17 protein-coding genes are annotated in these 19,483 nt (G+C 57.8%); 11 read left to right on the forward strand and 6 right to left on the reverse strand.

The window, feature by feature from the left end; translation table 11 throughout:
• The first annotated feature begins 38 nt into the window (after positions 1-38).
• The 3 genes from AC4GMC_RS03260 (at position 39) to AC4GMC_RS03270 (ending at position 2,529) form a co-directional block, all read left to right on the forward strand.
• On the forward strand, positions 39-845 hold the full coding sequence (locus AC4GMC_RS03260; protein ID WP_487877679.1) for a taurine ABC transporter ATP-binding protein: 807 nt from the start codon (positions 39-41) through the stop codon (positions 843-845).
• A complete protein-coding gene (locus tag AC4GMC_RS03265; protein WP_487877678.1) occupies positions 846-2,117 on the forward strand; it encodes an ABC transporter permease in 1,272 nt (423 codons plus the stop codon). It begins immediately after the preceding gene.
• A gap of 106 nt (positions 2,118-2,223) precedes the next feature.
• Positions 2,224-2,529, forward strand: coding sequence for a Dabb family protein (locus tag AC4GMC_RS03270; protein WP_487877677.1), 306 nt, complete (start codon positions 2,224-2,226; stop codon positions 2,527-2,529).
• Here the strand turns inward: AC4GMC_RS03270 and mnmA are convergent.
• Positions 2,526-3,665: a tRNA 2-thiouridine(34) synthase MnmA gene (gene mnmA, locus AC4GMC_RS03275; RefSeq protein ID WP_487877683.1), complete on the reverse strand. Its 1,140-nt coding sequence runs from the start codon at positions 3,663-3,665 to the stop codon at positions 2,526-2,528. The genes AC4GMC_RS03270 and mnmA overlap by 4 nt on opposite strands.
• Before the next feature lie 126 nt (positions 3,666-3,791).
• On the opposite strand from mnmA, the gene sciP reads away from it, so the two are divergent.
• From sciP to recG, 4 genes are all read left to right on the forward strand, one after another.
• A complete protein-coding gene (gene sciP, locus AC4GMC_RS03280; protein ID WP_487879044.1) occupies positions 3,792-4,064 on the forward strand; it encodes a CtrA inhibitor SciP in 273 nt (90 codons plus the stop codon).
• 100 nt (positions 4,065-4,164) lie between these two features.
• Positions 4,165-4,878, forward strand: coding sequence for a response regulator transcription factor CtrA (ctrA, locus tag AC4GMC_RS03285; RefSeq protein ID WP_487879043.1), 714 nt, complete (start codon positions 4,165-4,167; stop codon positions 4,876-4,878).
• Positions 4,879-4,947: 69 nt separating this feature from the next.
• On the forward strand, positions 4,948-7,068 hold the full coding sequence (gene ligA, locus AC4GMC_RS03290) for an NAD-dependent DNA ligase LigA (RefSeq protein ID WP_487876808.1): 2,121 nt from the start codon (positions 4,948-4,950) through the stop codon (positions 7,066-7,068).
• Positions 7,065-9,149: an ATP-dependent DNA helicase RecG gene (recG, locus tag AC4GMC_RS03295; RefSeq protein WP_487876797.1), complete on the forward strand. Its 2,085-nt coding sequence runs from the start codon at positions 7,065-7,067 to the stop codon at positions 9,147-9,149. Before ligA ends, recG begins: the two co-directional genes overlap by 4 nt.
• Positions 9,150-9,522: 373 nt before the next feature.
• Here recG and AC4GMC_RS03300 read toward each other — a convergent pair whose 3' ends face one another.
• Entirely contained in the window at positions 9,523-10,944 is a 1,422-nt protein-coding gene (locus AC4GMC_RS03300; protein ID WP_487876798.1) for a methyl-accepting chemotaxis protein, read from the reverse strand.
• Positions 10,945-10,989: 45 nt separating this feature from the next.
• The gene (locus AC4GMC_RS03305) at positions 10,990-11,460 is read right to left on the reverse strand and encodes an iron-sulfur cluster assembly scaffold protein (RefSeq protein WP_487876799.1); all 471 of its coding nucleotides are present in this window, start codon (positions 11,458-11,460) and stop codon (positions 10,990-10,992) included.
• Between the two features lie 92 nt (positions 11,461-11,552).
• Between AC4GMC_RS03305 and hisI the strand changes: the two genes are divergently transcribed.
• The 3 genes from hisI to eda all read left to right on the forward strand — a co-directional run bounded on the left by hisI (position 11,553) and on the right by eda (position 14,505).
• A complete protein-coding gene (hisI, locus tag AC4GMC_RS03310) occupies positions 11,553-11,912 on the forward strand; it encodes a phosphoribosyl-AMP cyclohydrolase (RefSeq protein WP_487876800.1) in 360 nt (119 codons plus the stop codon).
• Positions 11,913-11,986: 74 nt separating this feature from the next.
• A complete protein-coding gene (gene edd, locus AC4GMC_RS03315) occupies positions 11,987-13,792 on the forward strand; it encodes a phosphogluconate dehydratase (protein WP_487876801.1) in 1,806 nt (601 codons plus the stop codon).
• A 71-nt stretch (positions 13,793-13,863) separates the two neighbouring features.
• On the forward strand, positions 13,864-14,505 hold the full coding sequence (gene eda, locus AC4GMC_RS03320) for a bifunctional 4-hydroxy-2-oxoglutarate aldolase/2-dehydro-3-deoxy-phosphogluconate aldolase (RefSeq protein WP_487876802.1): 642 nt from the start codon (positions 13,864-13,866) through the stop codon (positions 14,503-14,505).
• Positions 14,506-14,508: 3 nt separating this feature from the next.
• Here the strand turns inward: eda and AC4GMC_RS03325 are convergent, their stop codons facing one another.
• From AC4GMC_RS03325 to AC4GMC_RS03335, 3 genes are all read right to left on the reverse strand, one after another.
• On the reverse strand, positions 14,509-16,059 hold the full coding sequence (locus AC4GMC_RS03325) for a trimethylamine methyltransferase family protein (protein WP_487876803.1): 1,551 nt from the start codon (positions 16,057-16,059) through the stop codon (positions 14,509-14,511).
• 242 nt (positions 16,060-16,301) lie between these two features.
• Positions 16,302-17,489 (reverse strand): pyridoxal phosphate-dependent aminotransferase, encoded by a 1,188-nt coding sequence (locus AC4GMC_RS03330; protein ID WP_487876804.1) that lies wholly within the window; start codon positions 17,487-17,489, stop codon positions 16,302-16,304.
• Positions 17,490-17,564: 75 nt separating this feature from the next.
• The gene (locus AC4GMC_RS03335) at positions 17,565-17,915 is read right to left on the reverse strand and encodes an MmcQ/YjbR family DNA-binding protein (protein WP_487876805.1); all 351 of its coding nucleotides are present in this window, start codon (positions 17,913-17,915) and stop codon (positions 17,565-17,567) included.
• Positions 17,916-18,070: 155 nt separating this feature from the next.
• Here AC4GMC_RS03335 and cysS point away from each other — a divergent pair, with 155 nt between their 5' ends.
• Positions 18,071-19,438, forward strand: a complete 1,368-nt coding sequence (gene cysS, locus AC4GMC_RS03340) for a cysteine--tRNA ligase (protein ID WP_487876806.1) — start codon at positions 18,071-18,073, stop codon at positions 19,436-19,438.
• Positions 19,439-19,483: the final 45 nt, after the last annotated feature.

Raw genomic sequence — 19,483 nt, forward strand, 5'->3', positions numbered from 1 at the left:
TTTTCTATTGTCTGACCTTTTCAGAATTGGAGACCCCGATGACCACCGGGCTCGCAATCGAGAACCTCTCGATGCGGTTTGACCTTCCTAACGGAGGTCATGTGCAAGCATTGAAGGATGTGTCCCTTCAGCTTCAAAAAGGCGAATTAATGAGTGTGCTGGGCCCTTCGGGCTGCGGTAAGACGACGCTTTTGAACATTGTCGCAGGTTTTCTGGCGCCAACCGAAGGTAAGATCGTTCTGAACGATCACACGGTTCATGGCCCTGACGCCGAACGCGGAATGGTGTTTCAGCAGGGCGCTTTGTTCGAATGGATGTCAGTGCGCGACAACGTCGAGTTTGGCCCCCGTATGAAGGGTACGCCAGAGGCTGAGCGCCGCGAAAGTTCGGACCACCTGTTGGAAATCACAGGTCTGGGCGACTTTAAGGACAAGGCTATCTACGAATTGTCCGGCGGGATGCAGCAGCGTGTGGCTTTGGCCCGCTGTCTTGCAAATGACCCCGACGTTATCTTGATGGATGAGCCGCTTGGCGCGCTGGACGCGTTGACGCGTGAAAAGATGCAAGGCCTTGTGCTGAAGCTGTGGAAGGAGACTGGCAAGACCGTGATCCTGATCACGCACTCTGTGGAGGAAGCGCTGCTTTTGGGTGAGCGTTTGCTGGTCATGGCTCCGCGCCCTGGCCGTATCCACAAGGAATATCGTCTGCCGTTCGCAGAGATGGGTGTGAACTCGGATCTGCGCGATGTCAAAAAGGACCCTCGGTTTGCCGAAACCCGTGAGGAAATCCTTGGCATGATCTGGGAGATGGAAGAAGAAATCATGGGTCGGGCGGAGGACGTATAAATGACTGCTCTTGTTATTCTGCTCGCGTATGTGGCGTTGTTCGTCGCCTCGATGGTGATTGTGAACACGCTCACCGCGAAAAGCCGCCCCAAGGATTTCACCTCACTAAAGACGGTGACATTTGGGGATGAAAGTGCGGTCCGCCCTAATCGGTTTGCTTCGGTTATTTCGGTGGTCGTCCTGTTCTTGATTTGGGGCGCGTTTACGGGCTCCGTGATTTCTCCGATTCATGTGCCTGGCCCGTTTGAGGGTGAAACATCGTTCGAATACACTGCGCAAAACGCGGCCGGTGAGACGGACGATGCTGAAGTCCGGGTTATCGTATTCCCCGTCGGTACCGAAGTTGAACCACCAGAAGTCGCCCCCGGTGAGGGTTTTGCCCTGAACGACAGCGACGAAGTCGGTGTGTGGCGCTCCAAGCTGATCCGGGTGCAGGCCAACGATGTTGGTTCCAAAGAAGACGGCTATGCCATTATAGCTGTGAACGGTGAGGCGATTGCCCCCGGTGGCTCCGTCAGCGTGGCCGATGGACAGGTCAACATGACCGATAAAGGCTCTCTCAACTTTATCCCCGCGACGGGTTTGCAGATGCAGCCCCTGTACCTGCCATCGCCTGAGCGTGTGGTTGAGGCGATGGTCGAAGTTGCAACCGATGGTTTCCGTAACTTTACCTTGGTTGAGCACCTTGGTTGGTCGCTGATCCGGGTGTTGGGTGGCTTTGCCCTAGGCGCGCTGGTGGGTATTCCGCTTGGCTACGCGATGGGCCTAAGCAACTGGTTCCGCGGTTGGTTCGACCCAATTGTTGAGTTCATGCGCCCAGTGCCACCCTTGGCATTGATCCCGCTGATCATCATCTGGTTCGGGATTGATGAAACCGGCAAGATCGTTCTGCTGTTCCTTGCGGCCCTTTGGATCATGGCCATTGGCGCGCGTGCAGGGGTGTCTGGTGTGAACATCACCAAGGTTCATGCGGCGTATTCGCTGGGTGCATCCAAATGGCAAATCCTGCGCCATGTGATTGTGCCTAACTCCCTGCCGGAGATCTTTACGGCGGCGCGCGTTGCGATGGGCGTATGCTGGGGGACCGTTGTGGCGGCTGAACTGGTTGCGGCGAATGTGGGTGCCGGCATGATGATCACCGCCGCGAGTAAGTTCCAACAGACTTACATCGTGGTGATGGGGATTATCCTCATCGGGATCATCGGCTTTGGGATCGATATCTTGATGCGCAAAGCGGAGAACTGGCTCGTACCTTGGAAGGGCCGGAGCTAAGATCGCTAGACACTATAAAGGGGCGCCGTTTGGCGCCCTTTTTCATGGTGCATCTGCTTGCCGGATCATGTGCGCCAAGGCTATCAAGGCCTAAAGGAGGACACGAATGACTGACCCTAAAGACGCCCGTGATTTTATTCGCCATGTTGTGTTTTTCACAGCGAAAGATCCAGCGGACCTTCCGGCGATCATGGACGGGCTAGAGATATTGGGGCGCATCCCCGGTGTTCAAAATTTCGACGTTTCGCAAAGCAGCAACACCGACCCGCTGACGGAGCGGGTGGATGTTGTGGTCTATGGTGAGTTTGCGGATGAGGCCGCGTTGACGGCCTATCGCACGCATCCATTGTACCAAGAAAGTATTCGCCGGGTGCGACCCTTGCGCGACACACGTGTGGCGGCTGATTTTTAGTTGCCGCGCCAGATCCAGCCACCGCCAAAGATGCGGCTGCTGTCGAGATCATAGAACACACACGCCTGCCCGGGGCTGACGCCCTCTTCGGCTGTCATCAGTTCAACCGTCGCTTCGGTGGCTGAAATGGGCCGAATGATCGCCTCACGCGGGGGGCGCGTAGAGCGCACTTTGACGCCGACATGCCATTCATCCCGCGCGGTCAGGGGCGTGTCACCCAACCAGTTGATCTCACGCACAGGGACTGACCGGGTGGCGAGCATGCTCTTGGGGCCGACGACGACTTGCTTTGTGTCTGCATCCAGTTTGACCACATAGAGCGGATCGGCCAAGCCGCCGATACCCAGCCCACGACGTTGACCAATGGTGTAGTTGATCACCCCGGTGTGGCTGGCCAAGACGCGGCCCTCTGTGTCGACGATATCGCCGGGTTGACCCGCGCCGGGGCGCAGTTTTTCGATCACGGCGGCGTAGTCGCCATTGGGCACAAAACAGATGTCCTGACTGTCTGGCTTGTCCGCCACGCTCAGCCCGTATTTTGCGGCCAGTGCACGGGTCGCTTCCTTGGAGGGCAGGTGCCCCAAAGGGAAACGCAGGTAGTCAAGTTGCTCTGCTGTCGTGGAGAATAGGAAATAGCTTTGGTCCCGCGCTGCATCTGCGGCTGAGTGCAGCTCGGCCCCTGCGGTGCCCATCTTGCGTTGGATATAGTGACCTGTGGCCATGCAATCTGCGTCTAGGTCTTTGGCTGTTTCGAGGAGGTCCTTGAATTTGACCCGCTCATTGCACCGAATACAGGGCACAGGTGTGGCCCCGCCCAGATAGCTGTCGGCGAATTCATCGATCACCGCCTCGCGGAAGGTGTTTTCATAATCCAGCACATAATGCGGAAAGCCCATATCCTCGGCCACGCGGCGCGCGTCGTGAATGTCACGGCCTGCGCAGCACGCGCCTTTTTTGGCTAAGGCCGCACCGTGGTCATACAATTGGAGTGTAACACCGACGACATCGTAGCCCTCTTCGGCCAGTTGCGCGGCCACAACGGAGCTGTCCACGCCGCCCGACATCGCCACGACAACGCGTGTGTCAGCGGGGGATTTTGCAAATCCGAGGGAATTCAAACTCTTGTCGAGGGGCATGCGGCAATCTCCGGGAAACTCTGCGCAGATATATGAAAATCTGAACTATTCTCAAGGGATGACTTCATTTGTCCTTAAAACATTAGGCTGCATGTGGGTGCGGAAACAGCACACGAGATAGTTAACATGTTTATTCGACGCCCTAAACAACCCCATTCTGTCACACTGCCGGATGGCCGCCAGATGACCCGCGAAGACCTGCCTTCGCCCAATACCCGTCGCTGGGTTGCCAGCCGAAAAGCCTCGGTCGTGATCGGGGTTCAGTCTGGACTATTGACACTGGAAGAGGCGTTAGAGGCCTATTCTTTGACAGAAGAAGAGTATGCGTCTTGGGTTTATGGTGTGTCGGCCCATGGGGTTTCTGGGCTGAAAACCACTCAAATACAGCGATTTCGGTAATGTTACTTAGGATTTTGTCTATTTGGCCATACAGTAACCAGTAGTTAACCATTTCGAGTCAATCTCTCGTTAACGCCGGGGGCAAACATGGAGATTTGAGATGCGCGTTTTGTTGGTTGAAGACGACCCTACGACATCGAAAAGCATCGAAATGATGCTGACGAATGCAAACCTGAACGTCTATTGCACAGACATGGGTGAGGAGGGGATCGATCTCGCCAAACTGTATGACTACGATCTCATTCTGCTTGATCTGAACTTGCCGGACATGAACGGTCATGAGGTGTTGCGGCAATTGCGAATGAGTCGGATTGAAACACCGATCCTGATTTTGTCTGGTGCCGACGATACCGAAAACAAACTCAAAGGGTTTGGATTCGGGGCCGATGACTACATGACCAAACCGTTCCACCGCGAAGAGTTGGTGGCGCGTATTCATGCGATTATCCGGCGGTCGAAAGGTCATTCCCAGTCGGTGATCAAGACAGGCCGGGTGACGGTTAATCTGGATGCAAAGACAGTCGATGTGGACAATCAGACGGTTCATTTGACAGGCAAAGAGTACCAGATGCTGGAGCTGCTTTCCCTGCGCAAAGGGACCACCCTGACCAAGGAGATGTTCCTGAACCACCTCTATGGCGGCATGGATGAGCCAGAGTTGAAGATCATCGATGTGTTCATCTGCAAGCTTAGGAAAAAGCTGTCCGAGGCCACCGGCGGTGAGACGCATATCGAAACGGTTTGGGGCCGTGGGTATGTGTTGCGCGACCCGGTTGAGGATGAATCGGCGAAACCAATCGCCATCGGCGCTTAATCGTACGACGCGGACTGGAAAAGCGGGCAACACCCTCCTATCACTACCGTGATGAGCGGAGGGGATACTATGCAGCTTGATGACACTCTTGAGGCGTTGACACAGACAGAAGCTGCCGCCGAGCTGGAACGCTTGGCGGCACTTTTGCGCGAGGCCAACCGCGCTTATCACCAATCAGACGCGCCGATTATGTCGGACGCGGAGTTTGATGCCTTGCGCCTACGTAATGCGGCGCTTGAAGCACGCTTTCCAGACCTTGTTCGACAAGACAGTCCCTCTGCTAGTGTTGGCGCACCTGCGGCGGATGGCTTTGGCAAAATCACACATGCACAGCGGATGTTGTCACTTGGCAATGCATTCACAGACGAAGACGTTCACGATTTCGTAAAACGTATCCGTAAGTACCTGGGGCTAAACGCGAACGAGCCGCTTTGGTTTACATCTGAGCCAAAGATCGACGGGCTGTCGCTGTCGTTGCGGTACGAACATGGCCAGTTGGTGCAGGCGGCCACGCGCGGTGACGGGGCCATCGGTGAAAATGTGACGCAAAACGCGAAAACAATCGCGGATATTCCCCACGTTTTGCCAGCTTCAGCGCCTCAAGTTCTAGAAGTGCGCGGCGAAGTTTATATGAGCCACCAAGATTTTGCGGCTCTTAACCAAAGACAAGAAGCCGCTGGGGCAAAAACCTTTGCCAATCCCCGCAACGCAGCTGCGGGGTCTTTGCGGCAGTTGGATGTGGGCGTCACTCGGAGCCGTCCGTTGCGGTTCTTCGCATATGCTTGGGGGGAAACGTCGGCCCCAATCGCGACGTCACAGGCTGCCGCGATTGAGCAATTGGCCGAGTGGGGGTTTAGTACCAACACCCTCACGCAACGCGATAGCAGTGCCAACGCCCTGATCGCGCATTACCATAAAATCGAAGAACAGCGTGCCGACCTCGGCTACGATATTGATGGGGTGGTCTACAAAGTTGACGATCTGGCCTATCAGGACCGACTTGGCCTACGCTCGACCACGCCGCGGTGGGCTATTGCTCATAAGTTTGCCGCTGAATTGGCGTGGACAAAAATCGAAGCCATCGACATTCAAGTTGGGCGGACAGGGGCGCTTAGTCCGGTTGCACGGCTGCTTCCGGTGACTGTGGGCGGGGTGGTGGTGTCGAACGCGACGCTGCACAACGAAGACTACATTGCGGGTCGAAACGCCCAAGGTGCTGAAATTCGTGATGGCCGCGATATTCGCGTCGGCGACACGGTGCAGGTCTATCGCGCAGGGGACGTGATCCCGAAAATCAAAGACGTCGATCTGTCCCGCCGACCTGAAGGTGCTCTACCTTTTGAATTTCCGACTTTGTGTCCCGAGTGCGGATCACAGGCGGAGCGAGAGGCAGGTGACGCCGTGCGCCGATGCACCGGTGGTATGATCTGCCCCGCGCAAGCTGTTGAAAAGCTAAAGCACTTTGTGTCTCGTGCTGCCTTTGACATTGAAGGGTTGGGTGCAAAGCAAGTTGAGCAATTTTACCGGGATGAGTGGATTTCTGAGCCTGCGGATATTTTCACGCTTAAGGCTCGTTACGGCTCAGGCCTTCAGGCGTTGAAAAACAAGACAGGGTGGGGGGATCGCTCTGCTGAAAACTTGTTTGCCGCCATCGATGAAAAGCGCAAAATCCCACTTAATCGGCTCATCTTTGCGCTCGGATTGCGTCACACCGGTGAGGCGGCGAGCAATCTGTTGGCGCGCCATTACAACACGTGGCCCCGCTTGGTCGCTGCGATGGATGCCGCAACCAACACCGAAAGCGCGGCGTGGACAGACTTGATCGACATCGATGGTATAGGGCCCGTGATGGCGCATGCCTTGGTCACAGCCTTTTCCAACCCACGTGAACGGGCCGCCATCGACAGGCTTGTGGCGCACTTGGATGTACAGCGGGTTGAAGCCCCGGCCAGTGACGGAAGCCCAGTCGCAGGCAAAACGATCGTGTTTACGGGGACGCTCGAAAAACAAACAAGGGCAGAGGCCAAGGCCCGCGCGGAGCGTATGGGAGCGAAAGTGTCGGGTTCGGTGTCTGCCAAAACGGATATTTTGGTTGCTGGCCCTGGTGCAGGGTCCAAGGCGAAAAAGGCTGCAGATCTGGGCATCGAGATCCTTGATGAGGACGCGTGGCTGGCTCTGAGCCAAGCATGAGCAGCCGTCCCGAGCTTCTTTTCCCGCTGTTTGCCAGCCCCGAAACTCTTGCGGGTATTGGCCCAAAAACAGCGAAGGCGTTGACGAATTTGGGCGTTGAGGCGCCCATTGACCTGCTGTTAACGCTGCCAAGTTCCATCATTGATCGGCGCCCGGTGTCGACGGTGCAAGGGGCGCCAACTGGAGCCGTTGTGACCACTGAGATTGAGGTGAGCGCGCATATTCCGCCGCGCAGTCGTGGCCGTCCCTACCGGATAGAAGTGCACGACAGCCAGACCGATTTCACGCTCATCTTTTTTCATGCACGTACCGATTATCTTGAACGAATTCTGCCGGTTGGCGCACGTCGTATTGTCTCTGGCAGGGTTGAGTACTTTGATGGTGGCATCCAGATGTCGCACCCGGATCATGTGGTGGCGCCGGACGAGGCCGGATCGTTGCCGACATTTGAGCCGGTTTACCCGCTGACGGCAGGGATCACGCAAAAGGCTATGTTCAAGGCCACGAGTGACGCATTGGCGCGTGCGCCAGTCCTGACGGAGTGGATCGATCGTTCCCTTTTGGAACAACGCGTTTGGCCTGATTGGCGCACGGCCTTAATGATGGTACATCGCCCGACGCCTGAGGATGACGCGCATCCCGGGGCGCGCGTTCGTTTGGCCTATGATGAGTTTTTTGCACACCAACTGACGCTGGGGCTCGCGCGGGCGCGGGATCGGGCGCAACCGGGGATCGCATCGCATGGATCGGGTGCCCTGATTGCGAAAATTATGAAGGCTTTGCCCTACACGCCCACGGGCGCGCAATCCCGCGCCGTGGAGGAAATCGCTGCTGATTTGGCCCGGCCGCTTCGGATGTCACGGCTTTTGCAGGGCGATGTGGGGGCGGGCAAAACGTTGGTCGCGCTTTTGTCGATGGTCACTGTTGTAGAGGCTGCCGGGCAGACGGTCATGATGGCACCCACAGAAATACTGGCGCGCCAACATCTGGCAGGGCTGCGTCCTTTGGCGGAAGAAGCCGGCATTGTGGTTGAAATATTAACGGGCCGTGACAAGGGGGCTGAAAGACGTGCAAAGCTTGCGGCACTGGCGGCGGGCGACATTCACATTCTGGTGGGCACGCACGCCGTGTTCCAGCCGGATGTTGTTTTCTTTGATCTTCGCCTCGCGATTGTGGACGAACAGCACAGATTTGGTGTTGCTCAGCGTCAGATGTTGGGGGAGAAGAACCGCGCCGTTGATATGTTGGTCATGACTGCGACGCCAATCCCGCGTTCCCTTTCGTTGGCGCAGTATGGTCATATGGATGTGTCCGTTTTGGATGAAAAGCCGCCCGGTCGGACACCAGTTCGAACGGCTCTTGCGGCACATACTCGTCTGGATGAAATCGTCGGAAATTTACGCGGAGCAATTGAAGAGGGCCGGCAGGCATATTGGGTTTGCCCGCTGGTTGAGGAGAGTGAGGTCGTGGACCTGACCTCTGCAGAAACGCGTTTCAAACTTCTTCGCGCTGAGTTGGGCGAGGGAAAGGTTGGGCTGGTTCACGGTCAGATGCCTCCCAGCGAAAAAGACGCAACCATGGCTGCGTTTGCCGCCGGTGAATTGTTGGTTTTGGTGGCAACAACAGTAATTGAGGTTGGTGTTGATGTGCCCAATGCCTCGATTATGGTGATCGAACGGGCTGAGACGTTCGGGATGGCCCAGTTACACCAGCTTCGGGGGAGGGTGGGCCGTGGGGCCGCGGCCTCTACGTGCGTTTTGATGTACAAAGCGCCCTTGTCTAAAATAGCGGAGCATCGTTTGCGGACTTTGCGCGACAGCGAAGATGGGTTCTTTATCGCAGAGCAAGATTTACAAATGCGCGGGGCGGGAGATGCGATTGGTACGGCGCAAAGCGGCGTTCCTCGGTTTCGAATTGCGGACTTGGAACAACAGGCTGATCTGATGGCGATTGCACAATCTGATGCGCGTAAACTTCTTCATGATGACCCTGAGTTGAAAAGCCCTCGGGGCCTCGCTGCGCGGCAGCTGCTATGGCTTTTGCGTCAAGATCGGGCGATCCAATTGATTTCGGTTGGTTAGGACTTCGACGCTTCCCTTATGAATGTTCTCATAAAGTTCTTTACATGCGTGTGTGTATATGAGAACAAAGTGACAACACTTATGAATAAAGCCTAAAGGAGCCTCCTATGACGAACCTTGTGTCTATGATCCGCCGCGCCCCTGAACAGCTTATGATGGATATGCTGGGTGGAGTTTGGCTTGTCGCCCTCGTGCTGGGCGCGCTGCATCTTCCCTCGTTTTTCTGAGCGATCGTTTTCTGCCGCTGATTTTGCCCAAGCGCACAACTGTCCCCCTTCGGTGCGCTGACTTCTGCTCGTCCACTGCCTCTGGACGTAAAAACCATGTGAAAATCAGCGGGCTTGCCGCCGCCTCTTCGGAGAGCGGCGGTTTTTTATAATTTGTAGCCCATTCGCAATCCGCCCCAATGCTTACCCTGCACCGTGATCGGAACGGCAAGGTCTTTCATAAGGATGAACTCTCCGCTGCCCATGTCACGGCGATACACTTGCAATAGGAAGGGGTCTTGGTTCTGACCCGCCTTCAGGCCAACACGGTCGTCAAACACTCGGCGATTTCGGCAGTTGCCAGCGTTCCATTCTGGATCATGCCCTTGGGGGTTTGAGAACTTCTTGTTGTGTGTGGGCAGATACCCGGTTCGCGTCACGGCAGCACAAAATGCAACGCGCGCATCGATTTGGAGGGCCGCTTCTAGAATTGGCGGCAGGACCTGGTCGGTGAAGTTGGTGAATGGTGCCATGTGTTGCTGCGGTGCGGTGTCGCTTATCGGGGTCAGTTGGTGACTGAACAGATCGCTTTGCGAAATGGTGCCAGCCTCAATCGCCTGCTCAAAAATATCGGCGATCTGTTCTGCCATATCCATTCCAGCCGCGATAAAGGCGCTGTCCGGGGTCTCTGCGCCCAATCCAGTGGTCGCTTGGACGATTTTTTCGCAACTATCTACCATTCCTTCAAGCCGGCCGCGCGCCTTGGTAATTCCGTCCCCCACGGTTGTTGCACTCGCCTCAATCAGTTTGAACGGGGCGGCGAATGCTGCGGTTGCGGCCTCAACATCACGGGCGCGGGCCGAGATGTTGGTCGCGTCCTGATGGGTGCGTTCGGTGCTATGGGTGATATCGCGCAGGGCCGCGTGCGTGCTATCGGCAGCGTCGACCAAATGGGCTGTCTGTTCCGCGGTTGTCTGGGCGTCCACGCGCATTGCGGTCGTCCAATCACCGAGGTTGGTGATGTTGTCACCAATGCCTGCAGCCGCCTGTGCGGTCTGACGAGACAAGTCTTTGATCGCATCGGCGACAACAGCAAAACCTTTGCCGGCGTCACCTGCGCGCGCGGCCTCAATCGTGGCGTTGATCGCGAGGATGTTGACCTGTTTGGCAATCGTTGTGATCTGTCCATTCGATTGCACAATCGACTTTAGCGTGGCGTCTAACTCAGCCACGCGGTCTTCTATGCCTGCGACCCAGGCGGCCATGTTTTTGGTCGTATCCAGGGATGCTTCGATCGACGCTGAAGAGGCTTTTACCTTCTCTAGAGTTTCCGTCGCAGCTTGGGTGACCGAAACGACCGTTTCGATGACGCCTTGGTTCGCGGTCTCAATATCTTGTGCACCACTGCGCGCGGCCTTTAGGCTGATCATCTGGTTCTGGGCGAGGCCGTCTACCTCATCAAAGAAGCCAGCCAAATCCACGACATCGTAGCCCGTGCGGGAGGCAAGGGCGGCAAGCCGGGTCACGGCGGCGGTATCAATTTCTGTGGTCTGTACGCCTAATTCAGGGCCCTCGGGCAAAGCGACCATTACGAATCTCCCGTGGTTTCTTTTCAAACCATAGGCGCAGATCAGTTACGGAGCCGTTAAATGCGATCCACCTGTTTCGCTTAGCGCGATCTGTTCGGCGGCCTCAAGGGCTGCGTCAAATGCCAGCAGGATCGACGCATGGCGGTTCTTGTATTCGCGCGCGGGCAGCAATACTTCCAACTCGTTGAATGGCGCATCCGGGGTAGGGCCTTCATTGCGCAGCATTTCAACCAATTGTGCCCGTGCTGCACTGACCTCATCTATCGTGCGACCGATAATCCCGGCCCCCACAACAGACGCCGCAGCTTGACCAAGGGCACAGGCTTTAACGTCTTGGCCATATTCGCTAATGCGCCCGTCCTGCATCGCCAGATCCACGGTCACCATCGACCCGCACATCGGCGAACGCTTGCGTGCAGTCGCCTGTGGCGCGGTCAGTCGTGCCGTATGGGGCATATTGGCTGCGAGTGCCAAAATTCGTCCGCTGTAAAGCTTGATCAGGTCTGTATCGCTCATCGGCCAATGCCTTGATGTTTTGGACAAAAGGGGGTGCGCCCGCGCCTCGCCATAGATAGACTGTTTATGGACTTTTGCAATGGAGCACCCTGATGGCCTTTGACCCTGCTACCCTGACCTACAATGCACAAGGGCTTATCCCTGTGATCGCCCAAGACTGCGACACCCATGAGGTCTTGATGATGGCATGGATGAATGCCGAGGCCGTCACCAAAACACTTGAAACACGGCGCGTAACCTATTGGTCTCGCTCACGTCAGGCATTTTGGGTCAAGGGCGAAAGCTCGGGCAACACCCAAGCTCTTGAGGCGCTTCGTGTCGATTGCGACCGCGATTGTTTGCTGGCCTTGGTGCGCCAAACCGGACCTGCGTGTCACACCAATCGGCGGGTCTGTTTTTACACTGATATCACGGACGAGGGCGAGCATGTGTTGATGGAGCCAATGGTCTGATCATAACCCGTGTTCAGAGGGTTGACCGTTAGCGCTAACATTGGTAATTGGCGGTGACGAAAGAGGAGAGACGCATGCCTGTTAACGACACAATTGCCGCCATTACTGAGCGTGTTGTGGCGCGTTCTAAATCCGCCCGGACCCAATATATGGACCGTATGCGCCGCGCTGCCGAAGACGGCCCGCGCCGGGCGCATTTGTCTTGCTCGAACCAAGCCCATGCCTACGCCGCGATGGGCGATGACAAAGATGCGCTGGTCGCTGAGCGCGCGCCCAACATCGGGATCGTGACGGCGTACAACGATATGCTCTCGGCGCACCAACCGTTCAAGGATTATCCTGACCGGATCAAAGATGCGGCTCGCAGGGTTGGGGCCACCGCGCAAATTGCCGGTGGCGTGCCCGCCATGTGTGATGGCGTCACGCAAGGGCAGGTCGGGATGGAGCTTTCGCTCTTTTCGCGCGACGTGATCGCCTTGGCGACCGGTGTCGCGCTGACGCACAACACGTTTGATGCCGCCCTCTACCTTGGGGTCTGTGACAAGATCGTACCCGGCCTGATCATTGGGGCCGCAACTTTTGGCTATCTACCGGGCATTTTTGTTCCCGCTGGGCCAATGGTTTCGGGGTTGCCAAACGATGAAAAGGCGATGATCCGCCAGCAATTCGCCAAGGGCGAAATTGATCGCGCCACTCTGATGAAGGCTGAGATGGACAGCTATCACGGTCCCGGCACCTGCACCTTCTACGGCACGGCCAATTCGAACCAAATGTTGATGGAGTTCATGGGCTTACACATGCCCGGTGCGTCCTTTATCAATCCCGGCACACCGCTGCGTGATGCTCTGACGGATGCTGCCACCGAACGCGCAGCTGCGATCACCGGCCTCGGGAATGCTTATACCCCCGTTTGTGATATTCTGGATGAAAAGGCGATTGTGAACGGCCTTGTAGGGTTGATGGCTACGGGCGGTTCGACGAACCTTGTGATCCATATGATCGCCATGGCACGTGCGGCTGGTGTCATCATTGATCTACAAGATTTCGCCGACATATCAGAGGCAACGCCCCTGATGGCGCGGGTTTATCCCAATGGTTTGGCGGATGTGAACCATTTCCACGCAGCGGGTGGCCTTGCATACATCATCCACGATCTGCTGCAGACTGGGCATCTGCATGAGGATGTTAAAACAGTCGCAGGCCCTGGCTTGTCCAACTATGCAACGGAGCCGAAACTCAACGGCGACCGCGTCGCGTGGGAGCCTGGCCCACGAGAGACGCTCAACCCCAAGATCCTCCGTTCCGCGTCAGAGGCTTTCCAGCCCTCCGGCGGTCTCAAACAGCTTTCGGGCAATTTGGGGCGCGGGGTGATGAAAGTCTCCGCTGTTGATCCAGCCTACCATAGTCTTGAGGCACCGGCGCGTGTGTTTGAGGATCAAGAACAGGTCAAAGCCGCCTTCAAGGCGGGCACGTTGACCGATGATGTGGTGATCGTCGTCCGCTATCAAGGCCCCAAGGCCAATGGCATGCCCGAACTACACGGGTTGACCCCAGTCCTATCGATCCTCCAAGGGCGCGGGCAGCGCGTCGCCCTCGTAACCGATGGGCGGATGTCCGGCGCGTCTGGCAAAATCGCCTCTGCGATTCACGTCTCGCCAGAGGCGCTTGATGGCGGTGTGATTGCCCAAGTCCAAGATGGCGACATCGTCCGTGTGGATGCCACAAACGGGGTGCTCGAAGTCCTGACACCCGGTGTCGCAGACCGTCCGATCACCCACCCCGACCTCACCGCCAATCAATCCGGCATTGGCAGGGAACTGTTTGATATCTTCCGCCAAACGGCCGGCAGTGCCGACACAGGCGCGGGCGTGGTTGTCTAGCGCGCCCCGCCTCCTTTGTCCCTAAAATACTCCCGCCGGAGGCACCCGACCTCTCAATACAGGATCACGCTATGACCCCTCTCGAACAATCCTCCGCCACCCGCTCCATCTGTGCCGCAGCGCCCGTCGTGCCCGTCCTCGTGCTGGACGACGCAGATACCGCCGCTGATCTGGCTCGGGCTTTGGTGGCCGGCGGCTTGCCCGCGCTTGAGGTCACATTGCGCACAGACGCAGCCCTCGATGCCATTCGTGAGATGGCGCAGGTTGAGGGCGGCATCGTTGGTGCGGGCACGCTGCTGACCGCAGCCGACGTAAAAGCCGCTAAGGAAGCAGGTGCGCAGTTTGGTGTCTCACCGGGTGCTACGCCTCATCTTTTGGCGGCGTGCCAAGAATACGGCCTGCCACTCTTGCCCGGGGCGGCCACTGCGACTGAAGCGATGGCCTTGCTGGAGCAGGGCTATGATATGCTCAAGTTCTTCCCGGCTGAAGCCGCAGGCGGTGCACCGGCGTTGAAATCATTGGCCAGCCCGCTTCCACAAATCACCTTTTGCCCCACGGGCGGTGTGTCCCCGCAGAACGCGGGCAGCTATTTGGCGCTGCCCAACGTTGTCTGTGTCGGTGGCTCTTGGGTCGCGCCTGCGTCCGCAATTGCGGCGCGGGATTGGACCGGGATCGAGGCGTTGGCGCGCGAGGCAGCAAGCCTCACGGCCTAGCGGTTATTGGACAGGCAGTTTGACCGGGAATTGGGCGCGCAGGCGTGCGTCCAAATCGGGATCGAAAACTGCGTTAGATCGCTGCCCAAGAATTTCCTCTTTGCGCGCCGTCGCCTTTTTCAGCAATTCTGGGCGACCGTTTTCCTCCCACTCCTTGGGAGAACTGCGGTCCGCCAGCGCGGGATAGATAAATTCCGTCTGCATCAACCTGAGCGTTTGATCCGTTCCTAGGTAGTGGCCGGGCCCAGCGAGGCAGGTGCTGCGCATTGTGTCCAACGCAAGGGTGTCGGCATTGACCTCAATTCCGCGCACACACCTCAGGGCCTGCCCGATCAGGTCATCGCCCAAAATCAGACTTTCAAGGCAAAACCCGAGCAAAGAGGCGTGCATTCCCGCAGCCTCATAGACCATATTCAACCCGGCCAAGCCTGCCAGCGTGTTGGAAATCCCTTGTTCCCAGCCCGCCTGCATGTCGGGTAACTTGGCATCGGCAATGCCAGCAGCAGCCCCACCAGGTAGCCCGTAAAAACGGTGCATCTGCGCGCAGCCAGCGGTCAACAACGCTTGCTCGCCCGAGCCACCGGACATCGCCCCGGTGCGTAAATCGGACACAAATGGCCATGTGCCAAAAATCGCCGGATGCCCCGGCGCCATCGCATTTACATAGACCACGCCCGCTAGGCACTCCGCCACGGCCTGCACAATTGCGCCCGCGATCGGGGCAGGGGCCGTCGCGCCCGCTTGGCCCGCCGATAGGAGTAAAACAGGCATGCCGGCCTCAATGCAGGCCTCCATCACAAGGCAGCTTTCTGTGGCAAACTTCATGGGGGGGACGACAAAGCAATTTGAGTTCGACACAAAGGGTCGTGCGCGCCATGCCTCATCACTGCCTGCAACCTCGCGCAAGAAGTCGAGGCACATGGGGACAGTAACGGCATCCACAAATGAGGTCCCGATATGCTTGGTCGTGCCAGCAACGCAGGCGTAAAGCGTATTGAGGTCCATTTCCTGTGCGTCGGGAATATCGCGCGGGACCATGGGCCGTTGCAAAAAGTGGACGTTGTCCAGCCGGTCCGCAATGCGGGCCGCATCATAAAGGTCCTGTAGGGTGCTTTCCCGGTAGGTGCCGGTTTCAACATCGACCATGTGTACCGCTGCACCGGCTGTTCCGTAGTGCACTTTGCTGCCGCTTAGGTGCAGATCATGGACCGGGTCGCGCCCCATGAGCGTGATTTCACGCGCAGCCAATTCGAGCGATTGCATCACCAATGCGCGAGGGAACCTCAGCCGTTTATCGTCGCCCAACGTGGCCCCTGCGCGGGTCATGATCTCCACGCCAGAGGGTGGGGCATCTGCCAGACCTATTTCCTCTAGGGCTGTAAGTGCGGCTTCGTGGATGGCTAGGATGTCATCTTGGCTGAGTGGGTTGAACGTTCCACCGGGCAGTCCGGCGCGAACAGGTGTCACATCTGCGGCAAGGGGGGCTGCGCGCAGCGCATGACGCGCGGCACGGCCGCCGGCGCGCGGGCTGCGCCGTTTGGGTTCTGCATTCATGTTTGATCTCAATCTGGGATAAGGGCAGGGAAGGGTGATCAACCCATCTTTGGTCTGCCCCGCGCCGCACGTCCCCTGTCCGCACCGATGGTGCGGCTCACAAGCGCGATCTTCCAATCATTATCGCGGTGGTGTTTTTTCTTGCGGCTCATGGTGCCAGCTATGCATGCGATTCCCTGCGCCGCGCGCTTAGAAGCGACAAAGTGTCGTTTTCAGACTTCTAGTGTTTTACTGCCGAGGGTCTAGGCAGCTTCGGATGCCAGTTCCGCTGCAAACTGTAAAAGCGTGTCTACCGCCAAGCGCAGTGCCGCGTCATCCACCGTCAGCGCGAGCCGGATGTGACCTGCCGCTGATGCACCAAAGCTTTCGCCGGGCATGGTTGCGATGTGGTGGGCGTCTAGCAAGGCATCTGCAAACGCCTCACCGCTGAGCCCCGTGGCGCGGATATCCAGCATCAGATACATCGCGCCCCCGGACGGCAGGGCGCGCACGACGTCTTGGGAGCCAATCTGGGCCAGCGTCTGGTCCCGGCGTCGCTGGAACGGTGCGGCGATTTCTGCTTCGAACGCATTCCCTTGGCGCAAAGCCCAGAGGGCGGCATCCTGCAAGAACCCCGGCACGCCGTAGGTTGTGTGGGTCGACAGGTTGATGAGGTGCGCGATGATATCCTCGGGCCCGACCAGCCACCCGACCCGAGAGCCTGTCATCGCGTGGCTCTTGGACATTGAACCGACGACCAAGGTCCGCTCCGCCATGCCGGGCAATGCGCGCGGCGACAGGTGCGTACCGGTCCACACTTGGGTGTCATAAACCTCATCTGAGATGAGCCACATGTCGTTGGTGCGGGTGAAATCGGCAATGATGCCCAGCGTTTCGGGGCCATAGATCACGCCCGTGGGGTTATTGGGCGTGTTAATCAAAAGGCTGCGGGCAGGTGTGTCACCCAAGGCTGCATCAAGGGCCGCACGAGTGGGCTGAAAATCAGCCTCCGACCGGGTGGGAACGGGCACGGCCACGCCCCCTGCGCCGCGGATCGTACCGGGATAGGTCGCGTAGTAGGGGTCTAAGAACATCGCGCGCTCGCCGGGGTCGAGTGCTGCCATATGTGCGGCGAAGAGTGCAGACTGACCACCCGGTGTGATAACAACGTTTTGCGGTCCCGTTGGGACGCCCGTGCGGGCCTGTACTCTTGCAGCCACCGCAGCGCGCAAATCGGCGGTACCCGGTATGGCGGCATAGCCCGTGTGACCTGCACTGGCCGCCTTGTGCATTTCATCCAAAATCGCGGGGTTTGTGCGAATGTCATGCTCTCCGATGGTCAGTTCCACTACCGGCGCGCCTGCGGCCTTCATGGCGCGCGCTTTGTAAAACACACCCCACCCGTCGGAGCCGCCGCCGTTCAATCCACTCAACCTGCGTGATACATTCATTGCGGCGTCCCCCACTGTAATTCGCGCACACAAAGCCACGGGGCCGCGCCCATGTCAAACCAAGCCGTCGGGGTGTTAACGTGCGGCGCTGCCTGCGCTTAGCCGTCGCGAGGGCGACAGGGTGGACAGCACGACTTCATAGGATGTGGTCACCCGGTCCATGATCTCATAAGGGGGGCGATTCCAGCCAATCATGACCCAACCGCCTTCACGTAGGTAGGGAGGTTGGGTCGCTTTGCCCAATTCAATCAGGACCGAGGCGCTGTGGGCTGTCCTGCATTTTACGGATATTCCTGAGCCATCTGTGGCGTAGGCGGCAAACATTTTGCTCCCGACTTTCCAGACCTTGATTTCAGGCCCGAAAGGGAAGTCCAGCGTAGTGCCCCGCAGGCTCGCACAATGTGTATCTACGTCAGCAGCTAACATGAAATACAACCTATTGGAGAATTAATGATTTGCAAACCTTTTTCAGCGCGATCTGAGCGGTGGAAGCGGGCGGCGGGTTTTAAGATGCAGCGCAACCTGATAACCGAGCGCGGCAGGCGGGTGGATGTGCTCGCCCCTGACAAGGAGATCCGGCCATGACGGCGCCCCAGATCCGTTTGCGCAATTCGCTCACGCGCAAAGTTGAGCCCTTTGAACCGGTGACGCCCGGCGAAGTGAGCATGTATCTGTGTGGACCCACGGTCTATGATCGCGCCCACCTTGGTAACGCCCGAAACGTGATCCTGTTCGACGTTCTTTTCCGTTTATTCCAAGAGGTTTACGGCGCCGACCACGTCACCTACGTGCGGAATTTTACCGATGTGGACGACAAGATTAATGCGCGTGCCGCCCAGTCGGAACGGGCCATTGGCGACATCACCGATGAAACGATCAGCTGGTATTTGGACGATATGGGGGCGCTTGGCGCGCTGGAACCCACGCACATGCCTCGCGCCACCCAATACATCCCGCAGATGGTCGCGATGATCGAAGACTTGATCGCCAAAGGCCATGCCTATGCGGCCGAGGGGCACGTGCTGTTTCGGGTCGCAAGCTATAGCGAATACGGCCAGCTTTCGGGGCGGTCCGTGGATGACATGATCGCAGGCGCACGGGTAGAAGTGGCACCCTACAAAGACGATCCAATGGATTTTGTCCTGTGGAAGCCGTCGGACGCTGAGACGCCCGGTTGGGACAGTCCGTGGGGTCGGGGACGTCCGGGCTGGCACATCGAATGCTCCGCTATGGCCTATGAATTGTTGGGCGAGACTTTTGATATCCACGGCGGTGGCAACGATCTGATGTTCCCGCACCATGAAAATGAGATCGCACAATCGTGTTGTGCCAACCCCGGCGCGGGTTTTGCGAACGTTTGGCTCCACAATGAAATGTTGCTGGTGGAGGGCAAAAAGATGTCCAAATCCTTGGGCAACTTTTTTACTGTGCGGGATTTGTTGGACAAGGGCGTTCCGGGTGAGGTGATCCGGTTTGTGTTCCTGTCTACGCACTACGCCAAACCGATGGACTGGACCGAGCGGAAAGCCGAGGACGCCGCGAAAACGTTGCGCAAGTGGCGGGCGCTCACGGCGGGCGTTGATCCCACCGCGACCGCGGCCCCTGAGGTGATCGCAGCGCTGTGTGATGATGTGAATACCGCCGGGGCCATTGCCGCGTTGCACAAAATGGCAGGCGCAGGGGATGCGGCAGGTTTGTTGGCCTCTGCCCGTGTGATGGGCTTGATGACCGACGATTTGTGCGGCTGGGATAGCGTAGACCTATCAATCTATGAAGCCGCGCTGAGCGAGGCCCGCGCCACTGCCATGGAGACCAAGGATTTCGCTGAAGTGGACCGATTAAAATCCGCACTTTTGGCGGCTGGCGTCGAAGTCCGGATGAGCAAAGAGGGTGTTTCTTTGTCCGCAGGCACGGGGTTCGATCCGGCAGCATTGGAGGGGTTGGTATGAAGTACTCGCTCAGAACTGCCCTGCGTGCCGAAAAGGGGCAGGCCC

The sequence above is a fragment of the Thalassobacter sp. genome (assembly GCF_982993085.1).